Here is a 16,359-nt window from a genome sequence, read left to right as displayed (position 1 = left end):
TGCGTCCCCCACCGATCCGCCCGGAGGACGCTCCCCATGGCCGCCACTACCGACACCGCCGGCAGCGGTCCCCGCGCCCGCAAGACCGCTCGCCATCGTGGCGAGGGTCAGTGGGCCCTCGGCCATCGTGAACCGCTCAACGGGAACGAGCAGTTCAAGAAGGACGACGACGGTCTCAACGTGCGAGCCCGCATCGAGAACGTCTACGCCCACCGGGGCTTCGCCTCGATCGACCCCAACGACCTGCGCGGACGCATGCGGTGGTGGGGGCTGTACACGCAGCGCAAGCCCGGGATCGACGGCGGCAAGACCGGCGTGCTCGAACCGCACGAGCTGGACGACGAATACTTCATGCTGCGCGTGCGGGTCGACGGCGGCCGGCTGAACCTGGCCCAACTGCGGGCCATCGCGGAGGTCTCCGAGCGGTTCGCGCGCGGCACGGCCGACATCACCGACCGGCAGAACGTGCAGTTCCACTGGATCCGGATCGAGGACGTCCCGGAGATCTGGCGGATCCTGGAGGGCGTCGGCCTGTCCACGACCGAGGCGTGCGGCGACACCCCGCGCGTGGTGCTCGGTTCCCCGGTGGCGGGCATCGCCGAGGAAGAGATCATCGACGGCACCTGGGCCATCGACGAGATCAACCGCCTCTACATCGGCAAGCCCGAATACTCCAACCTGCCGCGCAAGTTCAAGACCGCCATCTCCGGGTCGCCGCTGCTCGACGTCGCGCACGAGATCAACGACGTCTCCTTCGTGGGTGTCGTGCACCCCGAGTTCGGTCCGGGCTTCGACGTCTGGGTCGGCGGGGGGCTGTCCACCAACCCCAAGCTCGCGGTCCGACTGGGTGCCTGGGTGCCGCTGGAGGAGGTGCCGCAGGTCTGGGAGGGCGTCATCTCGATCTTCCGCGACTACGGCTACCGCCGGCTGCGCAACCGCGCCCGCCTGAAGTTCCTGGTCGCCGACTGGGGGCCGGAGCGCTTCCGCGAGGTGCTGGAGAGCGAATACCTGGAGCGCAAGCTGATCGACGGCCCCGCGCCGGACGCGCCCGCGCAGGTGTGGCGCGACCACGTCGGCGTGCGTCCGCAAAAGGGCGGCGGCTTCTACGTCGGCTTCGCCCCGCGCGTGGGCCGGGTGGACGGCGCCACGCTGGGCAAGATCGCCGACCTGGCCGAACGGCACGGGTCGGACCGGGTACGCACCACGGTCGAGCAGAAGATGCTCATCCTGGACGTCGCCGAGGACAAGGTGGCCTCACTCAAGGAGGGCCTGGAGGCGCTCGGTCTGCGGGTGGACCCGAGCCCCTTCCGGCGCGGCACGATGGCCTGCACCGGCATCGAGTTCTGCAAGCTGGCGATCGTGGAGACCAAGGGCCGCGGGATCACGCTGATCGACGAACTGGAGCAGAGGCTCCCGGAGTTCGACCAGCCGATCACGATCAACATCAACGGCTGCCCGAACGCCTGCGCACGCATCCAGGTCGCCGACTTCGGCCTCAAGGGCCAGTTGGTCCTGGACGAGAACGGCGAGCAGGTCGAGGGCTACCAGGTGCACCTGGGCGGCGGTCTGGGCCTCGACCCCGGCTTCGGTCGCAAGATCCGCGGCCTCAAGGTGACCTCGGCCGGGCTGGCCGACTACATCGAGCGGGTGCTGCGTCGCTTCGAGGAACAGCGCGGCGAGGGCGAGCGCTTCGCCCAGTGGGCCGTGCGCGCGACCGACACGGACCTGTCGTGAGCGCCGCCGGCGGTGCCGAGCCGGGCCAACGGGCCGTGCCGTTCTACTGCCCCTTCTGCGGCGACGAGGACCTGCGTCCGCACGAGGAGGGGCACGGCACCTGGTTGTGCTCGGCCTGCCGGCGGGCGTTCTCGCTGAAGTTCCTCGGCCTGGTCTTCCCGACCCGGCACAACCCCGACCACACGCACCAGCCGATCGCACAGGAGGAGGGCCGATGACCGTCACCGAGAGCACCGACCTCGAAGCGCTCGCCGGCCGGGCTGCGCTCGAACTGGAGGACGCGACCGCGTCCGAGATCCTGGCCTGGACGCACGAGCAGTTCGGCCCGGCCTGGTGCGTGACCTCCTCCATGGAGGACGCCGTGGTCGCGCACCTGGCCTCGAAGGTCGCCCCCGGGGTGGACGTGGTCTTCCTCGACACGGGCTACCACTTCCCCGAGACCATCGGCACGCGCGACGCGGTCGACGCGGTCTACGACGTGAACGTGATCACCGTGCACCCGGAGCTGACCGTCGTCCAGCAGGACGCGAAGTACGGCCCCGCGCTGCACGATCGTGATCCCGACGCGTGTTGCGCGATGCGCAAGGTGGCGCCGCTGGAGCGGGCGCTGACCGACTACCGCGCGTGGGCCACGGGCCTGCGCCGGGACGACTCGCCGAGCCGGGCGAACACCCCGGTCGTCTCCTGGGACGCCCGTCGGCGCAAGGTCAAGGTCGCCCCGATCGCGCGCTGGACCCAGGACGACGTGGAGGCCTACATCGCCGAACACGGCGTGCTGACCAACCCGCTCCTGATGGACGGCTACGCCTCGATCGGCTGCGCGCCCTGCACCCGCCGGGTCGCCCCCGGCGAGGACGCCCGCGCGGGACGCTGGGCCGGCCTGGGCAAGACCGAGTGCGGGATCCACGCATGACCGGCCCGATACGCACCACGGCACCGTGCTCGACGAAGACGAAGGAGGGGTTGGCGTGACCACGACGATCGACAAGGGCACCGCACCCGGAGCCCTGACCCACCTGGACGCGTTGGAAGCCGAGTCCGTGCACATCTTCCGCGAGGTGGCGGGCGAGTTCGAGAAGCCGGTCATCCTGTTCTCCGGCGGCAAGGACTCGATCGTCATGCTGCACCTGGCGCGCAAGGCCTTCTGGCCGGCGCAGGTGCCGTTCGCACTCCTCCACGTCGATACCGGGCACAACTTCCCAGAGGTCATCGAATACCGCGACGCGGTGGTAGCCGAGCACAACCTGCGGCTGCACGTGGCGAGCGTGCAGGAGTTCATCGACAACGGCCGGCTGCGCGAGCGCCCCGACGGCACCCGCAACCCGCTGCAGACGGTGCCGCTCCTGGAGGCGATCGAGGCCAACCGCTTCGACGCGGTGTTCGGCGGCGGCCGGCGCGACGAGGAGAAGGCCCGCGCCAAGGAGCGGGTGTTCTCGCTGCGCGACGAGTTCGGCGCGTGGGACCCGCGGCGCCAGCGGCCCGAGTTGTGGCAGCTGTACAACGGCCGGCACCGCGTCGGCGAGCACGTGCGGGTGTTCCCGATCTCGAACTGGACCGAGCTGGATGTGTGGCAGTACATCGAGCGGGAGAAGATCGCGCTGCCGCGGATCTACTTCTCGCACGAGCGCGAGGTCTTCGAGCGCAACGGCATGTGGCTCTCCCCCGGCGAGTGGGGCGGACCCCGGGCCGGCGAGGCGGTCGTGCGGCGCGTAGTGCGCTACCGCACGGTCGGCGACATGAGCTGCACCGGTGCCGTCGACTCCCCCGCCGCCACGGTGGCGGACGTCATCGCCGAGATCGCGGTGAGCAGGCTGACCGAACGAGGTGCCACGCGCGCGGACGACAAGATGTCCGAGGCCGCGATGGAGGACCGCAAGCGCGAGGGGTACTTCTAGTCATGAGTGGGACGTCCGAGATTTCCCCGACGGCCGGCGCGGCCGTCGACGATCGTGTGGGCCTGCTCCGACTGGCCACCGCGGGCTCCGTCGACGACGGCAAGTCGACCCTGGTGGGCCGGCTGCTGCACGACTCGAAGTCGGTGCTGAGCGACCAGTTGGAGGCGGTGACCCGGGTCAGCAACGAGCGCGGCCAGGAGGAGGCGGACCTCGCGCTGCTCACCGACGGCCTGCGGGCGGAGCGCGAGCAGGGCATCACCATCGACGTCGCCTACCGCTACTTCGCCACCGCCCGGCGCCGGTTCATCCTCGCCGACACCCCGGGGCACGTGCAGTACACGCGCAACATGGTCACCGGCGCCTCCACGGCGGAGCTGGCCGTGGTGCTGGTGGACGCGCGCAACGGCGTGGTCGAGCAGACCCGGCGGCATGCGGCGGTGGCGGCGCTGCTGCGGGTGCCGCACGTGGTGCTCGCGGTCAACAAGATGGACCTCGTCGACTACAGCGAGGAGCGCTTCGCCGAGGTCGCCAACACGTTCACCGAGTACGCGAAGGCGCTCGGGGTGCCGGACGTGCGCTCGATCCCGGTGTCCGCACTGCGCGGGGACAACGTGGTGGACCCCAGCTCGCACATGGACTGGTTCTCCGGGCCGACGCTGCTGGAATACCTGGAGACGGTGCCGGTCGAGACCGACCCGACGCAGGAGCCCGCGCGCTTCCCCGTGCAGTACGTGCTGCGGCCGCAGTCCGACGACGAGTACCGCGACTACCGGGGCTACGCCGGGCAGATCGCCTCCGGCGTGTTCCACGAGGACGACGAGGTGGTGGTACTGCCGTCGGGGCAGCGCACCACGATCGCGGGCATCGACCGGCTCGGCGTCCCGGTCCGGCAGGCCCGGCAGGGCGAGTCGGTCACCCTGCGGCTCGCCGACGACGTGGACGTCTCGCGCGGTGACCTGATCGCGCCGATCGACGAAGCGCCCACCCCGACCCAGGACGTGGAGGCGACCGTGTGCCACGTCGCCGACCGGCCGCTGCGCACCGGCGATCGGGTGCTGCTCAAGCACACCACCCGCACGGTCAAGGCGATCGTCAAGGACATCGCCTACCGGCTGGATCTGGACGCGCCGATCGACGGCGAACTCGGCCACGAGCAGCACCCGACCGAACTGCGCGCGAACGACATCGCGCGGGTGGTCCTGCGCACCGCCCAGCCGCTCGCGCTCGACGACTACGCCGTCGGCCGCCGTACCGGTTCCTTCCTGTTGATCGACGAGGCCGACGGCTCGACGCTCACGGCCGGCATGGCGGGCGCCGCGTTCGCCGCGCCGGGCCGATGTCACGGCTGATCCGAACGCGGGTCTGACCACCCGCTTTTGACGCTCCGTCAGCCCTGTCCGCACGCTCGCCCGTCGCCCATCACATTCGTCATCCCGGCCCGCGCCCGACGGCGCGGGCCCGAGGGAAGGTCCCCGCATGTCCGTTTTTGGGACGCAATTCGGCCAATACCGCCGCAGATCCATCCGTACCGGCTTCGCCGCCGCCCTCCTCCTGCCGCTGCTCGCGATGTCCGCGTGCGGCTACGGCTCGGACAAGAAGGACGACAAGAAGAACACGCCGGCCGCGGGCGCGGGTCCGGCGACGGCGGGCGGCGCGAAGGCGGGCACCTCGGCCTCGCAGATCCGCCTCGGCTTCTTCGCCAACGTCACCCACGCGACGCCGCTGATCGGGCTGAACGAGGGCTTCTTCGCGAAGGAGTTGGGCACCACCGAGATCAAGCCGCAGGTGTTCAACGCCGGTCCGGCCGCGATCGAGGCGCTCAAGGGCGGTTCGATCGACGCGACCTACATCGGTCCGAACCCCTCGATCTCCGGGTTCACCAGCACCAACGGCGAACTTTTGCGGATCGTCGCGGGCGCCACCTCCGGCGGCGCGTCCCTGGTGGTCAAGCCGGGCATCAACGGGCCCGCCGACCTCAAGGGCAAGAAGATCGCCTCGCCGCAACTCGGCGGAACCCAGGACGTCGCGCTGCGGGCGTGGCTGAGCAAGGCCGGCTTTCCCGTGGACACCTCCGGCAAGGGCGAGGTGAGCGTGGTCCCGACCGACAACGCGCAGACCCTCGCCGCGTTCCAAAAGGGCGACCTGGACGGCGCCTGGCTGCCCGAGCCGTGGGCCACCCGCCTGGTCGTGGAGGCCAACGCCAAGGTGCTCGTGGACGAGCGCACGTTGTGGCCGGAGGGCAAATTCGTCACCACCGACCTGATCGTGTCCACCAAGTTCCTCAAGGAACACCCGGACACCGTCGAGGCCCTGATCAAGGGTCAGGTCGCCGCGAACGACTGGGCGGCCGGCAACCAGGACAAGGCCAAGGCCGCGGTCAACGCCAAAATCACCGAGTTCGCGGGCAAGCCGCTCGCGCAGAACGTGCTCGACGCGGCGTGGCCCAACATCGCCATCACCAACGACCCGCTCGCCGCGTCGCTGGTCAAGCTCTCCGAGGACGGGGTCGCGGTGGGCGTGACCAAGAAGCTCGACATCCACGGCATCTACGACCTGACCATCCTGAACAAGGTCCTCACCGCCGCCGGCAAGCCCGCGGTGAGCGACGCGGGCCTGGGCCCGAAGAAGTAGCACCCGCAAGCCCGTTCCGCCCCGGGCCGGCTCGCCGGCCCGGGTGAGCACTTCCCGCCCGACGCGCCACCGAGAGAGGTGATCCGGACATGACCCAGACCATCAGCGAGGCCACGCCCCAGGCCACGACCCCCGTCGGAACCGGCTTCGCGGTCCGCCTTGACCAGGTCACCAAGGTGTTCGGCCGCTCCGGCGGTGCCCCGGTCCTGGACGGCATCGACCTGACCGTGGCCCCGGGCGAGTTCGTCTGCCTCCTGGGCGCGTCGGGCTGCGGGAAGTCCACTGTGCTCAACCTGATAGCCGACCTGGACCAGCCGACCTCGGGCACCATCGAGGTCCCCGGCGGGCGCCCCGCGCTGATGTTCCAGGACCACGCGCTGTTCCCCTGGCTGACCGCGGGCAAGAACATCGAACTGGCCCTGAAACTGCGCGGGGTGCCGCGCGAGCAGCGCCGCACCGAGGCCCAGGCGCTGCTCGGGCTGGTCCGGCTCGGTGAGGCGTACGACAAGCGGGTGCACGAGTTGTCCGGCGGCATGCGCCAGCGCGTCGCACTGGCGCGCGCGCTGGCGCAGGCCGGCGATCTGCTGCTGATGGACGAGCCGTTCGCCGCCCTGGACGCGATCACCCGCGACGTGCTGCACGACGAACTGACGCGGATCTGGGCGGAGACCGGCCGCTCCGTGGTGTTCGTGACGCACAACGTGCGCGAGGCGGTACGACTGGCCCAGCGCGTCGTGCTGATGTCCTCGCGCCCGGGGCGGATCGCCCGTGAATGGACCATCGACATCCCGCAGCCGCGCCGGATCGAATCGACCGGCGTATCGGAGTTGTCCGTCGAGATCACCGACCACCTGCGAGGGGAGATCCGCCGCCATGGCCGCGCCTGATCTGATCAAGTCCGCCCCCGAGGCGAGGGCCGACGCCACGGAGGCCGACGCGGAGGACCTCGCCGGGCTCGAAGCGGGTCTGGACGCGCTGGAGGCGTACGACAAGGAGCACACGTCTTTCGGCCGGGTGCTCGTACAGAAGGTGCTCCCACCGGTCGTGGCGATCCTGCTGGTGCTGCTGGCCTGGCAGGTCGCCTACTGGATGGAGCTCAAGCCCCGCTACGCGCTGCCCAGCCCCGGCGAGGTGTGGGACGCGTTCATGGTGCAGTGGCGCAAGGGCACCGTCATCGACATCCTGTGGACCAGCCTGTCCCGAGGCATCCTGGGCTTTGCGATCGCGGTCGCCATCGGTACTCCGCTGGGTCTGCTCGTGGCCCGGGTGGGCTGGGTGCGGGCGGCGATCGGACCGATCCTGTCCGGGCTCCAGTCGTTGCCCTCGGTCGCGTGGGTGCCGCCGGCGGTGATCTGGTTCGGGCTGAACAACAGCGCGATCTACGCGGTGGTGCTGCTCGGCGCGGTGCCCTCGATCGCGAACGGCCTGGTGTCCGGCATCGACCAGATCCCCCCGCTGTACCTGCGCGCGGGCCGGGTGCTCGGGGCGCGCGGGCTGAACAGCGTGTGGCACGTGATGCTGCCCGCCTCGCTGCCCGGTTACATCGCCGGCCTCAAGCAGGGCTGGGCGTTCTCCTGGCGCTCGCTGATGGCCGCCGAGTTGATCGCCGCCGGGCCGGAACTGGGCGTGGGTCTGGGCCAGTTGATGGACCAGGGCCGAGACCTGGGCGACATGCCGATGATGTTGACCGCGGTGGTGCTGATCCTGATCGTGGGTATCGGCATCGACATGCTGGTGTTCAGCCCGATCGAACGTATGGTCCTGCGCCGGCGCGGCCTGACCGGAAGCAGATAGCCGTGAACCTCGCTCCCCCGCTCCTGGCCGTCGCGCACGGCAGCCGAGATCCCCGGCATGCCGCGGCGATGGCCGCCCTGGCCGCGCGGGTGCGCGCGCTGCGGCCCGGGTTGCGGGTGGAGATCGGCTATCTGGACCACTGCGGCCCGCGCGTGCCGGAGCGGTTGGCAGAGTTGGCCGAGGCCGGGGTGAGCACCGCGGTCGCGGTGCCGCTGCTGTTCACCCCGGCGTTCCACGCCAAGCAGGACGTGCCGAACGTCCTGCGCCACCGCAAATTGACGGTGCGTCAGACAGCCACGCTGGCCCCGTCCCCGCTGTTGCTCGACGCGTTGAACCTGCGCATGCACGAGGCCGGGGTACGGCCGGGAGACGCCCGCTACGGCGTCGTCCTGGCCACCGCCGGCTCCACCGATCCGGAGGCGAACGCGGTGACCACCATCGTCGCGCGGGAGTGGCGGCGTACCGGTTGGTGCGCCGTGGTCCCCGCGTTCGCCTCCGTCCACCAGGGCTCCACGGTCGCCGCCGCGATCGAGGGGTTGCGCGCCCTGGGCGCCGAGCGGGTCGCGGTGGCGTCCTGCATGCTGGCGCCCGGGATCCTGCCGGACCGCATCGTCGAACAGGCGCTGGCGGCCGGAGCCGAGCTGGTCACCGAACCGGTCGCGGACACCCCCGAAATCGCCCGGTTGGTCCTCGATCGCTACGACGCGGCGCTGCCATCGAGATCCGGGCTCTCCGCCTGAGTCCGGACCGGTACCATCACCGGCGTGATCGACTCGGTGGCCGGCGAACGTTCGGCGCTCGTGCGCGCGTGTGCGGAGGTCGGAGTGCCGTCCGCCGACGCGACGTTGCTCTCCTTCGGCGAGAACGCGGTGTTCGCGCTGCCCGGTCCGGGACTGGTCGCGCGGGTGGCCCGAGGGGCGCATCTGGCCGAGCGCGCGCGGCGCGAGATCGCGGTCGCGTGTTGGCTGGCCGAACAGGACTTCCCGGCGGTGCGACCGGCGGCCGGCGTCGAGGCCCGGCCGGTGTTGGTGGACGGACGCCCCGTCACCTTCTGGGAGTTGTTGCCGCCGGCCGAGCGTGAGCCGAACGTGGCCGATCTGGCCCGGCTGTTGCGCAAACTGCACGCGCTGCCCGCGCCGCCGTTCGCGCTGCCGGCGCGGCATCCGCTGGCGCTGGTGGAGACCTGGTTGGACTCGGCCGACGCGGCGGTGGGGCTGGCCGATCGGCGCTATCTGTCGGCGCGCCGCGACGAGTTGGAGGCGGCCTGTCGCGAGCTGACCCCGGCGCTGCCGACCGGCCTGATCCACGGCGACGCGCTGCTGCGCAACGTGGGCGTACACGGCGGCCGGGCGCTGCTGTTGGACTGGGAGACGGTCGCGCACGACCTGCGCGAGTTCGACCTGGTGCTCACCCCGATGGCCGCCGCCCGCTACGGCCTGCCCGACGGCGCGGAGCGGCGGTTCGCCCGCAAGTACGGCTTCGACGTGACCGAGTGGCCCGGCTACCGGGTGCTGCGCGACACCCGCGAGTTGGCCGCCACCGCGTGGGTTGCCCAGCACGTGCCGGGCAACCCGGCGGCGGAGGAGGAGTTCCACCACCGGGTCCGCACCCTGCGCACCGGCGACACCGAGGCGCGCTGGCACGCGTTCTGACGAGCGCTCCGGCGCTCGACCGGAACGCGTTCCGACCGGCGCCGCGGCGCTCACGAGGTTCGCTTGCCCGCCGCCCACAGCTGCTCGAACTCCTCCTGGAACAGCGGGTAGAGCCCGCGCACGGACCCGCCCGCCGCGTCGGCGCGCAAGACGAACGCGGGCGACTCGACACCGCGCGCGTGTCGCAGATACGGCTGGATCAGCCCCACGTCCCCGTCCACCAGGTAGGCGCCGAAGCGCGGCGCCTCGTCGTAGAGCCGGATCTCGATCCGACGCGGCTCGCGCAGCTGCGCCCGGACGCGGCGCATGTGCAGGATGTTGAGCGTGGTCATCCGGGACAGCAGTCCCTTCTTGATGCCCTCGTCGCGCTCGCGCTGCTTCATCGCGTCGCCCGCCGGGTTGAGGAAGAGCAGCCGCATGTCGCACCCGCCGGAGCCGAGTCGGGCCAGATCGCGGCCCGAGTAGTTCTGGCACAGCAGGTTGAGCGAGACGCCCATCGCGTCGATCCCGCGCGCGCCGTCGACCAGGTCGGCGAAGGGCAACCGGCGCTGTAGCGCGGAGCGGTCCTGGAAGACGCCCACCACGTCGGCGTAACGCCCGGCGAACAACTCCTCGACCGCGTCCAGGGCCAGCCGCCGGTCGCCCTGCTCGGCGAGCGGCCCGTCCAGCATGGCCAACACGCGCAGGCACGCGCGTTCCACCTGGGCGAGCACGTCGGGCGAGAGCACCCGGTTGCGGGCCACGATGTGCCGGCCGATCTCGACCTCCTCCAGGGCGCGTTCCAGCTTGCGCCGGTCCGGCAGGAAGGGCTCGAAGCACCACCAGTTGCGCACCATCAGCTCGCGCAGTTGCGGCAGGGTCAAAAAGGCGATCAGCTCGTCGTCGGCGGGGTCCACGATGTAGCCGCGCCGGCGACTCATCTCCCTTACCGCCTCCGCCCGTTCGACCCAGTCGTTCTGCGCGTTGCCGGCCGCGGCGAGCACCCACGCACCGTCGTCGTGCGGGTGCTCGCCGGGTCCGTAGACGGGGACGAGCACCGCGCTGATCACCGCGCGCAGCCGCTGCTCGATCAGGTTCAGGTACACGTACGCCCGACCTGCCCGGCGCCCGCGCAGCAGGGCGGCGGCCCAGTCGTCCTCGGTCCAGGCGAGCGTCGCGGGGTCTATCCCCGGCAGCGGGTCGGGCGGCCCGGAACCGTCCAGGACGGCGGTGCCGGAGGCCGCGTGGCGGGGGCCGGGCAGGCCGCCCGGGTCCAGGGCGAACGAGCCGGTGTCGGTGAGTCCGAAGGTGCCCGGGACACCGGCGGCGCCGCCCGGGGGGTCGCCGTCGGGATAGGGGGCGTACGGGTCCGGGAAGGTGTCGCCGCCCGAGCCGAATCCGGTCGCGCCGTCGAGACCGGTCGCACTCGTCCCCGCCGCGGGATCCTCGTCGGTTGTCGAGGGTGGCGGGTTGGACTCCCGATCGGCCATCGCGTCCCATCCGTTCGTCGTCGAGCCGGAACCGAACGAGCGTATAGCGAAACCCGGCGGCCTCGGGGGGCCCGCGTGGGCCGGTCGGCGTGCCCCGTTCGGGTGACGAATCCACCGGCATTACCCGGATGGCGTAAGGCGATTGGGGGGACTCGACGCGCTCTGGCAATTTCTGCCGAGCAACGCAATGTCCTAGCGAAACAATTGCCGGATGGGAGAGGGTCTTCCCTCCTCCTGGTCCGGGGCGCAACCGGGACGGATCGACGATCCGTCTCATCCGGCAGGAACCGTGGCACCCAGGAGGTCGTCATGTTGGCCACGAACAGCAGGATCTCGGCGGTACACGAGGGCGCCGAGGACGATTTCGCCCGGTATCGCGATGTGGTCGCGGGGATCTTCGCGCACCATCGGCGCACCGCGATCCCCGGCACCGACGGCGTGGCGTGCTCGTGCGGTGGCGCCTGGCCCTGCCGGGAGGAAATGCTCGCCGCCGAACTGCTCGACTGGATCTGACCGTTACGACCACAAATGATCAGCAGCGATCGGTTCGGCCGGCCGAACGACGCCCGCTCCAGGCATGAAATCCACCCGACCGGGGGACGCCTGGGTGGATTGCACCCCCGGATCGGGTCCGGTACGGGAGACTGCAAGCTGCCGAAATGCTGCCGAAGCACGATCCGCGACAAAGCAGGTTGCTCATGCAGGTCTGGCCCGGTCATTCGTATCCGCTGGGCGCCACGTACGACGGCGCCGGCACCAACTTCGCGGTCTTCTCGGAGGCCGCCGAACGCGTCTGGTTGTGTCTGCTGGACGAGGAGGGCGCAGAGGAGCGCATCGAGCTGCGCGAGGCCGACGCCTTCGTCCGGCACGCCTATCTGCCCGGGATCCAACCCGGGCAGCGCTACGGCTACCGCGTCCAGGGCCCGTTCGACCCGGCCGCGGGCGCCCGATGCAACCCGAACAAGCTGCTGCTCGACCCGTACGCCAAGGCGATGTGCGGCGAGGTGCACTGGCACGAGTCGATGTACGGCTACTCGTTCGAACACCCGGATCTGATGAGCACCACCGACTCCGGGCCGCACACGATGAACTCGGTGGTGATCAACCCCTACTTCGACTGGGGCGACGACCGGCCGCCGCGCACCGGCTACCACGACACGGTGATCTACGAGGCGCACGTGCGCGGGTTGACCCGCAGCCACCCGGGCCTGCCCGAGGAGATCCGCGGCACCTACGCGGGCATGGCGCACCCGGCGGTGATCGAGCACCTGGTGAGCCTGGGGGTGACCGCGATCGAGCTGATGCCGGTGCACCAGTTCGTCCAGGACCACCGGTTGTCCGACCTGGGGATGCGCAACTACTGGGGCTACAACACGATCGGCTTCTTCGCCCCGCACGCGGCCTACTCCTCCACCGGCGAACGCGGGCAGCAGGTCCAGGAGTTCCGCTCGATGGTCAAGGCGCTGCACGCGGCGGGCATCGAGGTGATCCTCGACGTGGTCTACAACCACACCGCCGAGGGCAACCACCTGGGCCCCACGCTGTCCTTCCGCGGCCTGGACAACGCGTCCTACTACCGGCTCGCCGACGACAAGCGCTACTACCTGGACACCACTGGCACCGGCAACAGCCTGCTGATGCGCAGCCCGCACGTGTTGCAGCTGATCATGGACTCGCTGCGCTACTGGGTCACCGACATGCACGTGGACGGGTTCCGCTTCGACCTGGCCGCCACGCTGGCCCGGCAGTTCCACGAGGTGGACCGGCTGTCCTCGTTCTTCGACCTGGTCCAGCAGGACCCGGTGGTCTCCCAGGTCAAGCTGATCGCCGAGCCGTGGGACGTCGGCGAGGGCGGCTACCAGGTGGGCAACTTCCCCCCGCTGTGGACCGAGTGGAACGGCAAGTATCGCGACACGGTGCGCGACTTCTGGCGCGGCGAGGAGCGCACCCTCGCCGAGTTCGGCTCGCGGCTGACCGGCTCCTCCGACCTGTACCAGGACGACGGCCGCCGACCGATCGCCTCGATCAACTTCGTCACCTGCCACGACGGCTTCACGCTGCACGACCTGGTGTCGTACAACGACAAGCACAACGCGGCCAACCGTGAGGACAACCGCGACGGCGAGAGCCACAACCGGTCCTGGAACCACGGCGTCGAGGGCGAGACGGACGACCCGGACATCCTCGCGCTGCGCGCCCGCCAACAGCGCAACTTCATCGCCACGCTGCTGCTGTCCCAGGGCGTACCGATGATCGCGCACGGCGACGAGTTCGGCCGCACCCAGCAGGGCAACAACAACGTCTACTGCCAGGACAACGAACTCTCCTGGGTGCGCTGGCCTGAGGGCGAGGGTCCCGACCTGCTCGAATTCACCCGGATGATGACCCGGCTGCGCGCCGATCACCCGGTCTTTCGGCGCCGCCGATTCTTCCACGGCAGATCCGTCCAGGGCACCCACGACGAGCTGACCGACATCGCCTGGTTCACCCCCGCGGGCGAGGAGATGTCGGACGGCGACTGGTGGGCGGCCGCGGCCAAGTCGGTCGCCGTCTTCCTCAACGGCAACGCCATCTCGGAACCGGACCCGCGCGGCCAGAAGATCACCGACGACTCGTTCCTGCTGCTGTTCAACGCCTCGCACGAGGCCGAGGAGTTCACCATCCCCGCGGACCTGGGCCGCTCCTGGACCGTGGTGGTCGACACCGCCGACGACAAGACGGTGATCCACGAGCCCAAGTCCCGCCCGACCATCGAGGGCGGCGCCGCCCAGACCGTCGAGCCCCGCTCGCTGGTGGTCCTGCAACGACCGTGACCCGATCACCCGCCGGCGTGGGTTTCACCACCCCGGCGGGTGGTAGGTCGCGGATGTCCGGGGAAGCTTGTCGGCATGACCTCGTCGCCTTCTCGTGTTCCGACCGGCACCTACCGGCTCCAGCTGCAACCCGCCTTCGGGTTCGCCGAGGCCGCCGCCGTCGTGCCCCGCCTCGACTCGCTCGGGGTGAGCCACCTGCACCTGTCGCCGATCCTGCAGGCCGTCCCCGGATCCACCCACGGCTACGACGTGGTCGACCACTCGCGCGTGTCCGCCGACCTCGGCGGCGAGGACGGGCTGCGCGAGTTGGCGACGGCCGCCGCCGCACACGGGCTCGGCATCGTGGTGGACATCGTGCCCAACCACATGGCGGTGCCCGCCCCCGAGTCGCTGAACCGGCCGCTGTGGGAGACGCTGCGCGAGGGGGCCGACTCGCCCTTCGCCCGCTGGTTCGACATCGACTGGACCCGGCACGACGGGCGCGTCCTGCTGCCCGTGCTCGGCGGCCCGGTCGAGGAGGTCGCGGACGAGTTGATCGTGGACGGCCACGTGCTGCGCTACCACGACCACGAGTTCCCGCTCCGGCCCGGCACCGAAAAGCTCGCGCTCGACGAGCTGCTCGCCGCCCAGCACTACGAACTCGCGCACTGGCGACGCGCCGACACCGAGCTGAACTACCGCCGCTTCTTCACCATCGCCGGGCTCATCGCCCTGCGCCAGGAGGACGACGAGGTCTTCGCGGCCACCCACGCCACCATGGTGCGGCTGCTGAACGAGGGCCTGATCCACGGGCTGCGGATCGACCACCCCGACGGCCTGGCCGACCCGCGCGCCTACCTGGAGCGGCTGCGCGCCGCCGCGCCGAACGCCTGGATCGTGGTGGAGAAGATCCTCTCCGACGAGGAGACCCTGCCCGCAGACTGGGCCTGCGACGGCACCACCGGCTACGACGCGCTGCGCCGGGTGGACAACCTCTTCCTCGACCCCGAGGGCGCCGACCCGCTGCGCGCTCTCCACCGCGAACAGACCGGGGTGCACGAAGGCTTCGACTACCTCGCGCAGGAGGCCAGGGCCGAGGTCCTCGCCGGCGGCCTGGCCACCGAGTTCGCCCGACTGCGCCGCACCCTGGACCGGCTGGAGCCGGTGGCCGGCGCCGGCGACGTCGGCCGCGCGCTGCCCCCGCTGCTGACCGCGTTCCCCACCTACCGCCCCTACCCCGGCGCCGGCCCCGGCTCGATCGCCGCGATGGCGCGGGCGCTGACGGGAGTCCCGGGGCAGGTCTCCGAGGCGGCCCGCGAGATCGCCGAACTCGCGCTCGCCGACGGGGAGTTCGGCATCCGCTTCGGACAGGTCGCGGCGGCGCTCGCGGCCAAGGGCGTGGAGGACCGCGCGTTCTACCGCTGGTACGCCCTGAGTTCGCTGAACGAGGTCGGCGGCGCGCCCGACACCTTCGGTCTCGACATCGCCGGCTTCCATGCCGCCTGCCGGCGCATGTCCCCGACCACGATGACCACGCTGAGCACCCACGACACCAAGCGCAGCGAGGACGTCCGGGCCCGCCTGTCGGTGCTCGCGGAGATCCCCGAGGACTGGGCGCAGCGGGTGCACGCCTGGAACGACCGGTCCCGACCGCACCGTTCCGAGTTCCGCTTCGGCCCGGACGGCTACGACACCTACCTGCTGTGGCAGACCCTGGTCGGCGCCTGGCCGCTCACCCCGGACCGCGCGGTGGGCTACCTGCGCAAGGCGATGCGCGAGGCGGCCCGGGAAACCACCTGGGCCGACCCGAACCCGGACTACGAGGCGGCGAGCGAGGCGTTCGTGCGCGCCGTCCTCGCCGACGACGAGCTCACCGCCGACATCGCCGACTTCGTGGCCGCGGTGGATCGCGCCGCACACGCGGTCTCGCTCGGCGCCAAGCTGGTCCAGCTGACCATGCCGGGCGTACCGGACGTGTACCAGGGCGGCGAACTGGCGCTGTACACCCTGGTCGACCCGGACAACCGGGCCCCCGTCGACTTCGGGCGCGAACACGGCCCGCTGGACACGCTCAAACTCGAGGTAACCTCCGCCGCGCTGCGGCTGCGCCGCGCGCGTCCCGACTGGTTCGCCGGCGCCTACACGCCGCTGCGCGCCCGCGGCAAGGAGGCGGACCACGCCATCGCCTTCATCCGCGGCGGCGAGGCGATCACCGTGGCGACCCGGTTGCCGGCCGGTCTCGCCGCCAAGGGCGACTGGGGCGGCGCGCTGCTCCCGCTGCCCGAGGGCCGCTGGGTCGACGCGCTGACCGGCGGCACGTACACCGGCCAGGCCCGCCTGCGGCACATCCTGGAGGACCTGCCCGTCGCCCTGCTCACCCGGGGCTGACCGG

At 71.1% G+C, this 16,359-nt stretch carries 14 protein-coding genes; 13 read left to right on the top strand and 1 reads right to left on the bottom strand.

Annotation, left to right across the window (positions count from 1 at the left end; all coding sequences use genetic code 11):
- Nucleotides 1-36: 36 nt before the first annotated feature.
- From ACH4XV_RS19210 to ACH4XV_RS19165, 10 genes are all read left to right on the top strand, one after another.
- Nucleotides 37-1,734: a nitrite/sulfite reductase gene (locus tag ACH4XV_RS19210; protein ID WP_395791246.1), complete on the top strand. Its 1,698-nt coding sequence runs from the start codon at nt 37-39 to the stop codon at nt 1,732-1,734.
- Nucleotides 1,731-1,952, top strand: a complete 222-nt coding sequence (locus ACH4XV_RS19205; RefSeq protein WP_395791244.1) for a hypothetical protein — start codon at nt 1,731-1,733, stop codon at nt 1,950-1,952. The genes ACH4XV_RS19210 and ACH4XV_RS19205 overlap by 4 nt, the downstream gene beginning before the upstream one ends.
- Nucleotides 1,949-2,647 (top strand): phosphoadenylyl-sulfate reductase, encoded by a 699-nt coding sequence (locus tag ACH4XV_RS19200; protein WP_395791242.1) that lies wholly within the window; start codon nt 1,949-1,951, stop codon nt 2,645-2,647. The genes ACH4XV_RS19205 and ACH4XV_RS19200 overlap by 4 nt, the downstream gene beginning before the upstream one ends.
- 55 nt (nt 2,648-2,702) lie before the next feature.
- Nucleotides 2,703-3,629 carry a sulfate adenylyltransferase subunit CysD gene (cysD, locus tag ACH4XV_RS19195; RefSeq protein ID WP_395791240.1) on the top strand — a complete coding sequence of 309 codons (927 nt, stop codon included), beginning with the start codon at nt 2,703-2,705 and terminating at the stop codon, nt 3,627-3,629.
- Between the two features lie 2 nt (nt 3,630-3,631).
- Nucleotides 3,632-4,978, top strand: a complete 1,347-nt coding sequence (locus tag ACH4XV_RS19190; protein ID WP_395791238.1) for a sulfate adenylyltransferase subunit 1 — start codon at nt 3,632-3,634, stop codon at nt 4,976-4,978.
- Nucleotides 4,979-5,195: 217 nt separating this feature from the next.
- A complete protein-coding gene (locus tag ACH4XV_RS19185) occupies nt 5,196-6,260 on the top strand; it encodes an ABC transporter substrate-binding protein (protein WP_395791990.1) in 1,065 nt (354 codons plus the stop codon).
- Nucleotides 6,261-6,349: 89 nt separating this feature from the next.
- On the top strand, nt 6,350-7,147 hold the full coding sequence (locus tag ACH4XV_RS19180; RefSeq protein ID WP_395791236.1) for an ABC transporter ATP-binding protein: 798 nt from the start codon (nt 6,350-6,352) through the stop codon (nt 7,145-7,147).
- Entirely contained in the window at nt 7,134-8,054 is a 921-nt protein-coding gene (locus tag ACH4XV_RS19175; RefSeq protein ID WP_395791234.1) for an ABC transporter permease, read from the top strand. Before ACH4XV_RS19180 ends, ACH4XV_RS19175 begins: the two co-directional genes overlap by 14 nt.
- 2 nt (nt 8,055-8,056) lie before the next feature.
- On the top strand, nt 8,057-8,794 hold the full coding sequence (locus tag ACH4XV_RS19170; protein ID WP_395791232.1) for a sirohydrochlorin chelatase: 738 nt from the start codon (nt 8,057-8,059) through the stop codon (nt 8,792-8,794).
- A 24-nt stretch (nt 8,795-8,818) separates the two neighbouring features.
- Entirely contained in the window at nt 8,819-9,706 is an 888-nt protein-coding gene (locus ACH4XV_RS19165) for a phosphotransferase enzyme family protein (protein ID WP_395791230.1), read from the top strand.
- 50 nt (nt 9,707-9,756) lie between these two features.
- Here ACH4XV_RS19165 and ACH4XV_RS19160 read toward each other — a convergent pair whose 3' ends face one another.
- Nucleotides 9,757-11,175 (bottom strand): SAV2148 family HEPN domain-containing protein, encoded by a 1,419-nt coding sequence (locus ACH4XV_RS19160; RefSeq protein ID WP_395791228.1) that lies wholly within the window; start codon nt 11,173-11,175, stop codon nt 9,757-9,759.
- Between the two features lie 309 nt (nt 11,176-11,484).
- Here ACH4XV_RS19160 and ACH4XV_RS19155 point away from each other — a divergent pair, with 309 nt between their 5' ends.
- The 3 genes from ACH4XV_RS19155 (at nt 11,485) to treY (ending at nt 16,355) form a co-directional block, all read left to right on the top strand.
- Entirely contained in the window at nt 11,485-11,688 is a 204-nt protein-coding gene (locus ACH4XV_RS19155; RefSeq protein ID WP_395791226.1) for a hypothetical protein, read from the top strand.
- Nucleotides 11,689-11,873: 185 nt separating this feature from the next.
- Nucleotides 11,874-13,988 (top strand): glycogen debranching protein GlgX, encoded by a 2,115-nt coding sequence (gene glgX, locus ACH4XV_RS19150; RefSeq protein ID WP_395791988.1) that lies wholly within the window; start codon nt 11,874-11,876, stop codon nt 13,986-13,988.
- Between the two features lie 75 nt (nt 13,989-14,063).
- Nucleotides 14,064-16,355 (top strand): malto-oligosyltrehalose synthase, encoded by a 2,292-nt coding sequence (treY, locus tag ACH4XV_RS19145; RefSeq protein ID WP_395791224.1) that lies wholly within the window; start codon nt 14,064-14,066, stop codon nt 16,353-16,355.
- Nucleotides 16,356-16,359: the final 4 nt, after the last annotated feature.

Origin of the sequence: Embleya sp. NPDC020630 (genome assembly GCF_044334985.1) — a bacterium.
GTDB lineage: Bacteria > Actinomycetota > Actinomycetes > Streptomycetales > Streptomycetaceae > Embleya.
Note: the sequence above shows the minus strand (reverse complement) of the source record. Positions and strands in the feature narration are given on the sequence as shown.

Coding starts and splice junctions, on each gene's coding strand:
- ACH4XV_RS19210 (WP_395791246.1), top strand. CDS start 37: ATGGCCGCCACTACCGACACCGCCGGCAGCGGTCCCCGCGCCCGCAAG.
- ACH4XV_RS19200 (WP_395791242.1), top strand. CDS start 1,949: ATGACCGTCACCGAGAGCACCGACCTCGAAGCGCTCGCCGGCCGGGCT.
- ACH4XV_RS19190 (WP_395791238.1), top strand. CDS start 3,632: ATGAGTGGGACGTCCGAGATTTCCCCGACGGCCGGCGCGGCCGTCGAC.
- ACH4XV_RS19185 (WP_395791990.1), top strand. CDS start 5,196: ATGTCCGCGTGCGGCTACGGCTCGGACAAGAAGGACGACAAGAAGAAC.
- ACH4XV_RS19180 (WP_395791236.1), top strand. CDS start 6,350: ATGACCCAGACCATCAGCGAGGCCACGCCCCAGGCCACGACCCCCGTC.
- ACH4XV_RS19175 (WP_395791234.1), top strand. CDS start 7,134: ATGGCCGCGCCTGATCTGATCAAGTCCGCCCCCGAGGCGAGGGCCGAC.
- ACH4XV_RS19160 (WP_395791228.1), bottom strand. CDS start 11,175: ATGGCCGATCGGGAGTCCAACCCGCCACCCTCGACAACCGACGAGGAT.
- ACH4XV_RS19155 (WP_395791226.1), top strand. CDS start 11,485: ATGTTGGCCACGAACAGCAGGATCTCGGCGGTACACGAGGGCGCCGAG.
- glgX (WP_395791988.1), top strand. CDS start 11,874: ATGCAGGTCTGGCCCGGTCATTCGTATCCGCTGGGCGCCACGTACGAC.
- treY (WP_395791224.1), top strand. CDS start 14,064: ATGACCTCGTCGCCTTCTCGTGTTCCGACCGGCACCTACCGGCTCCAG.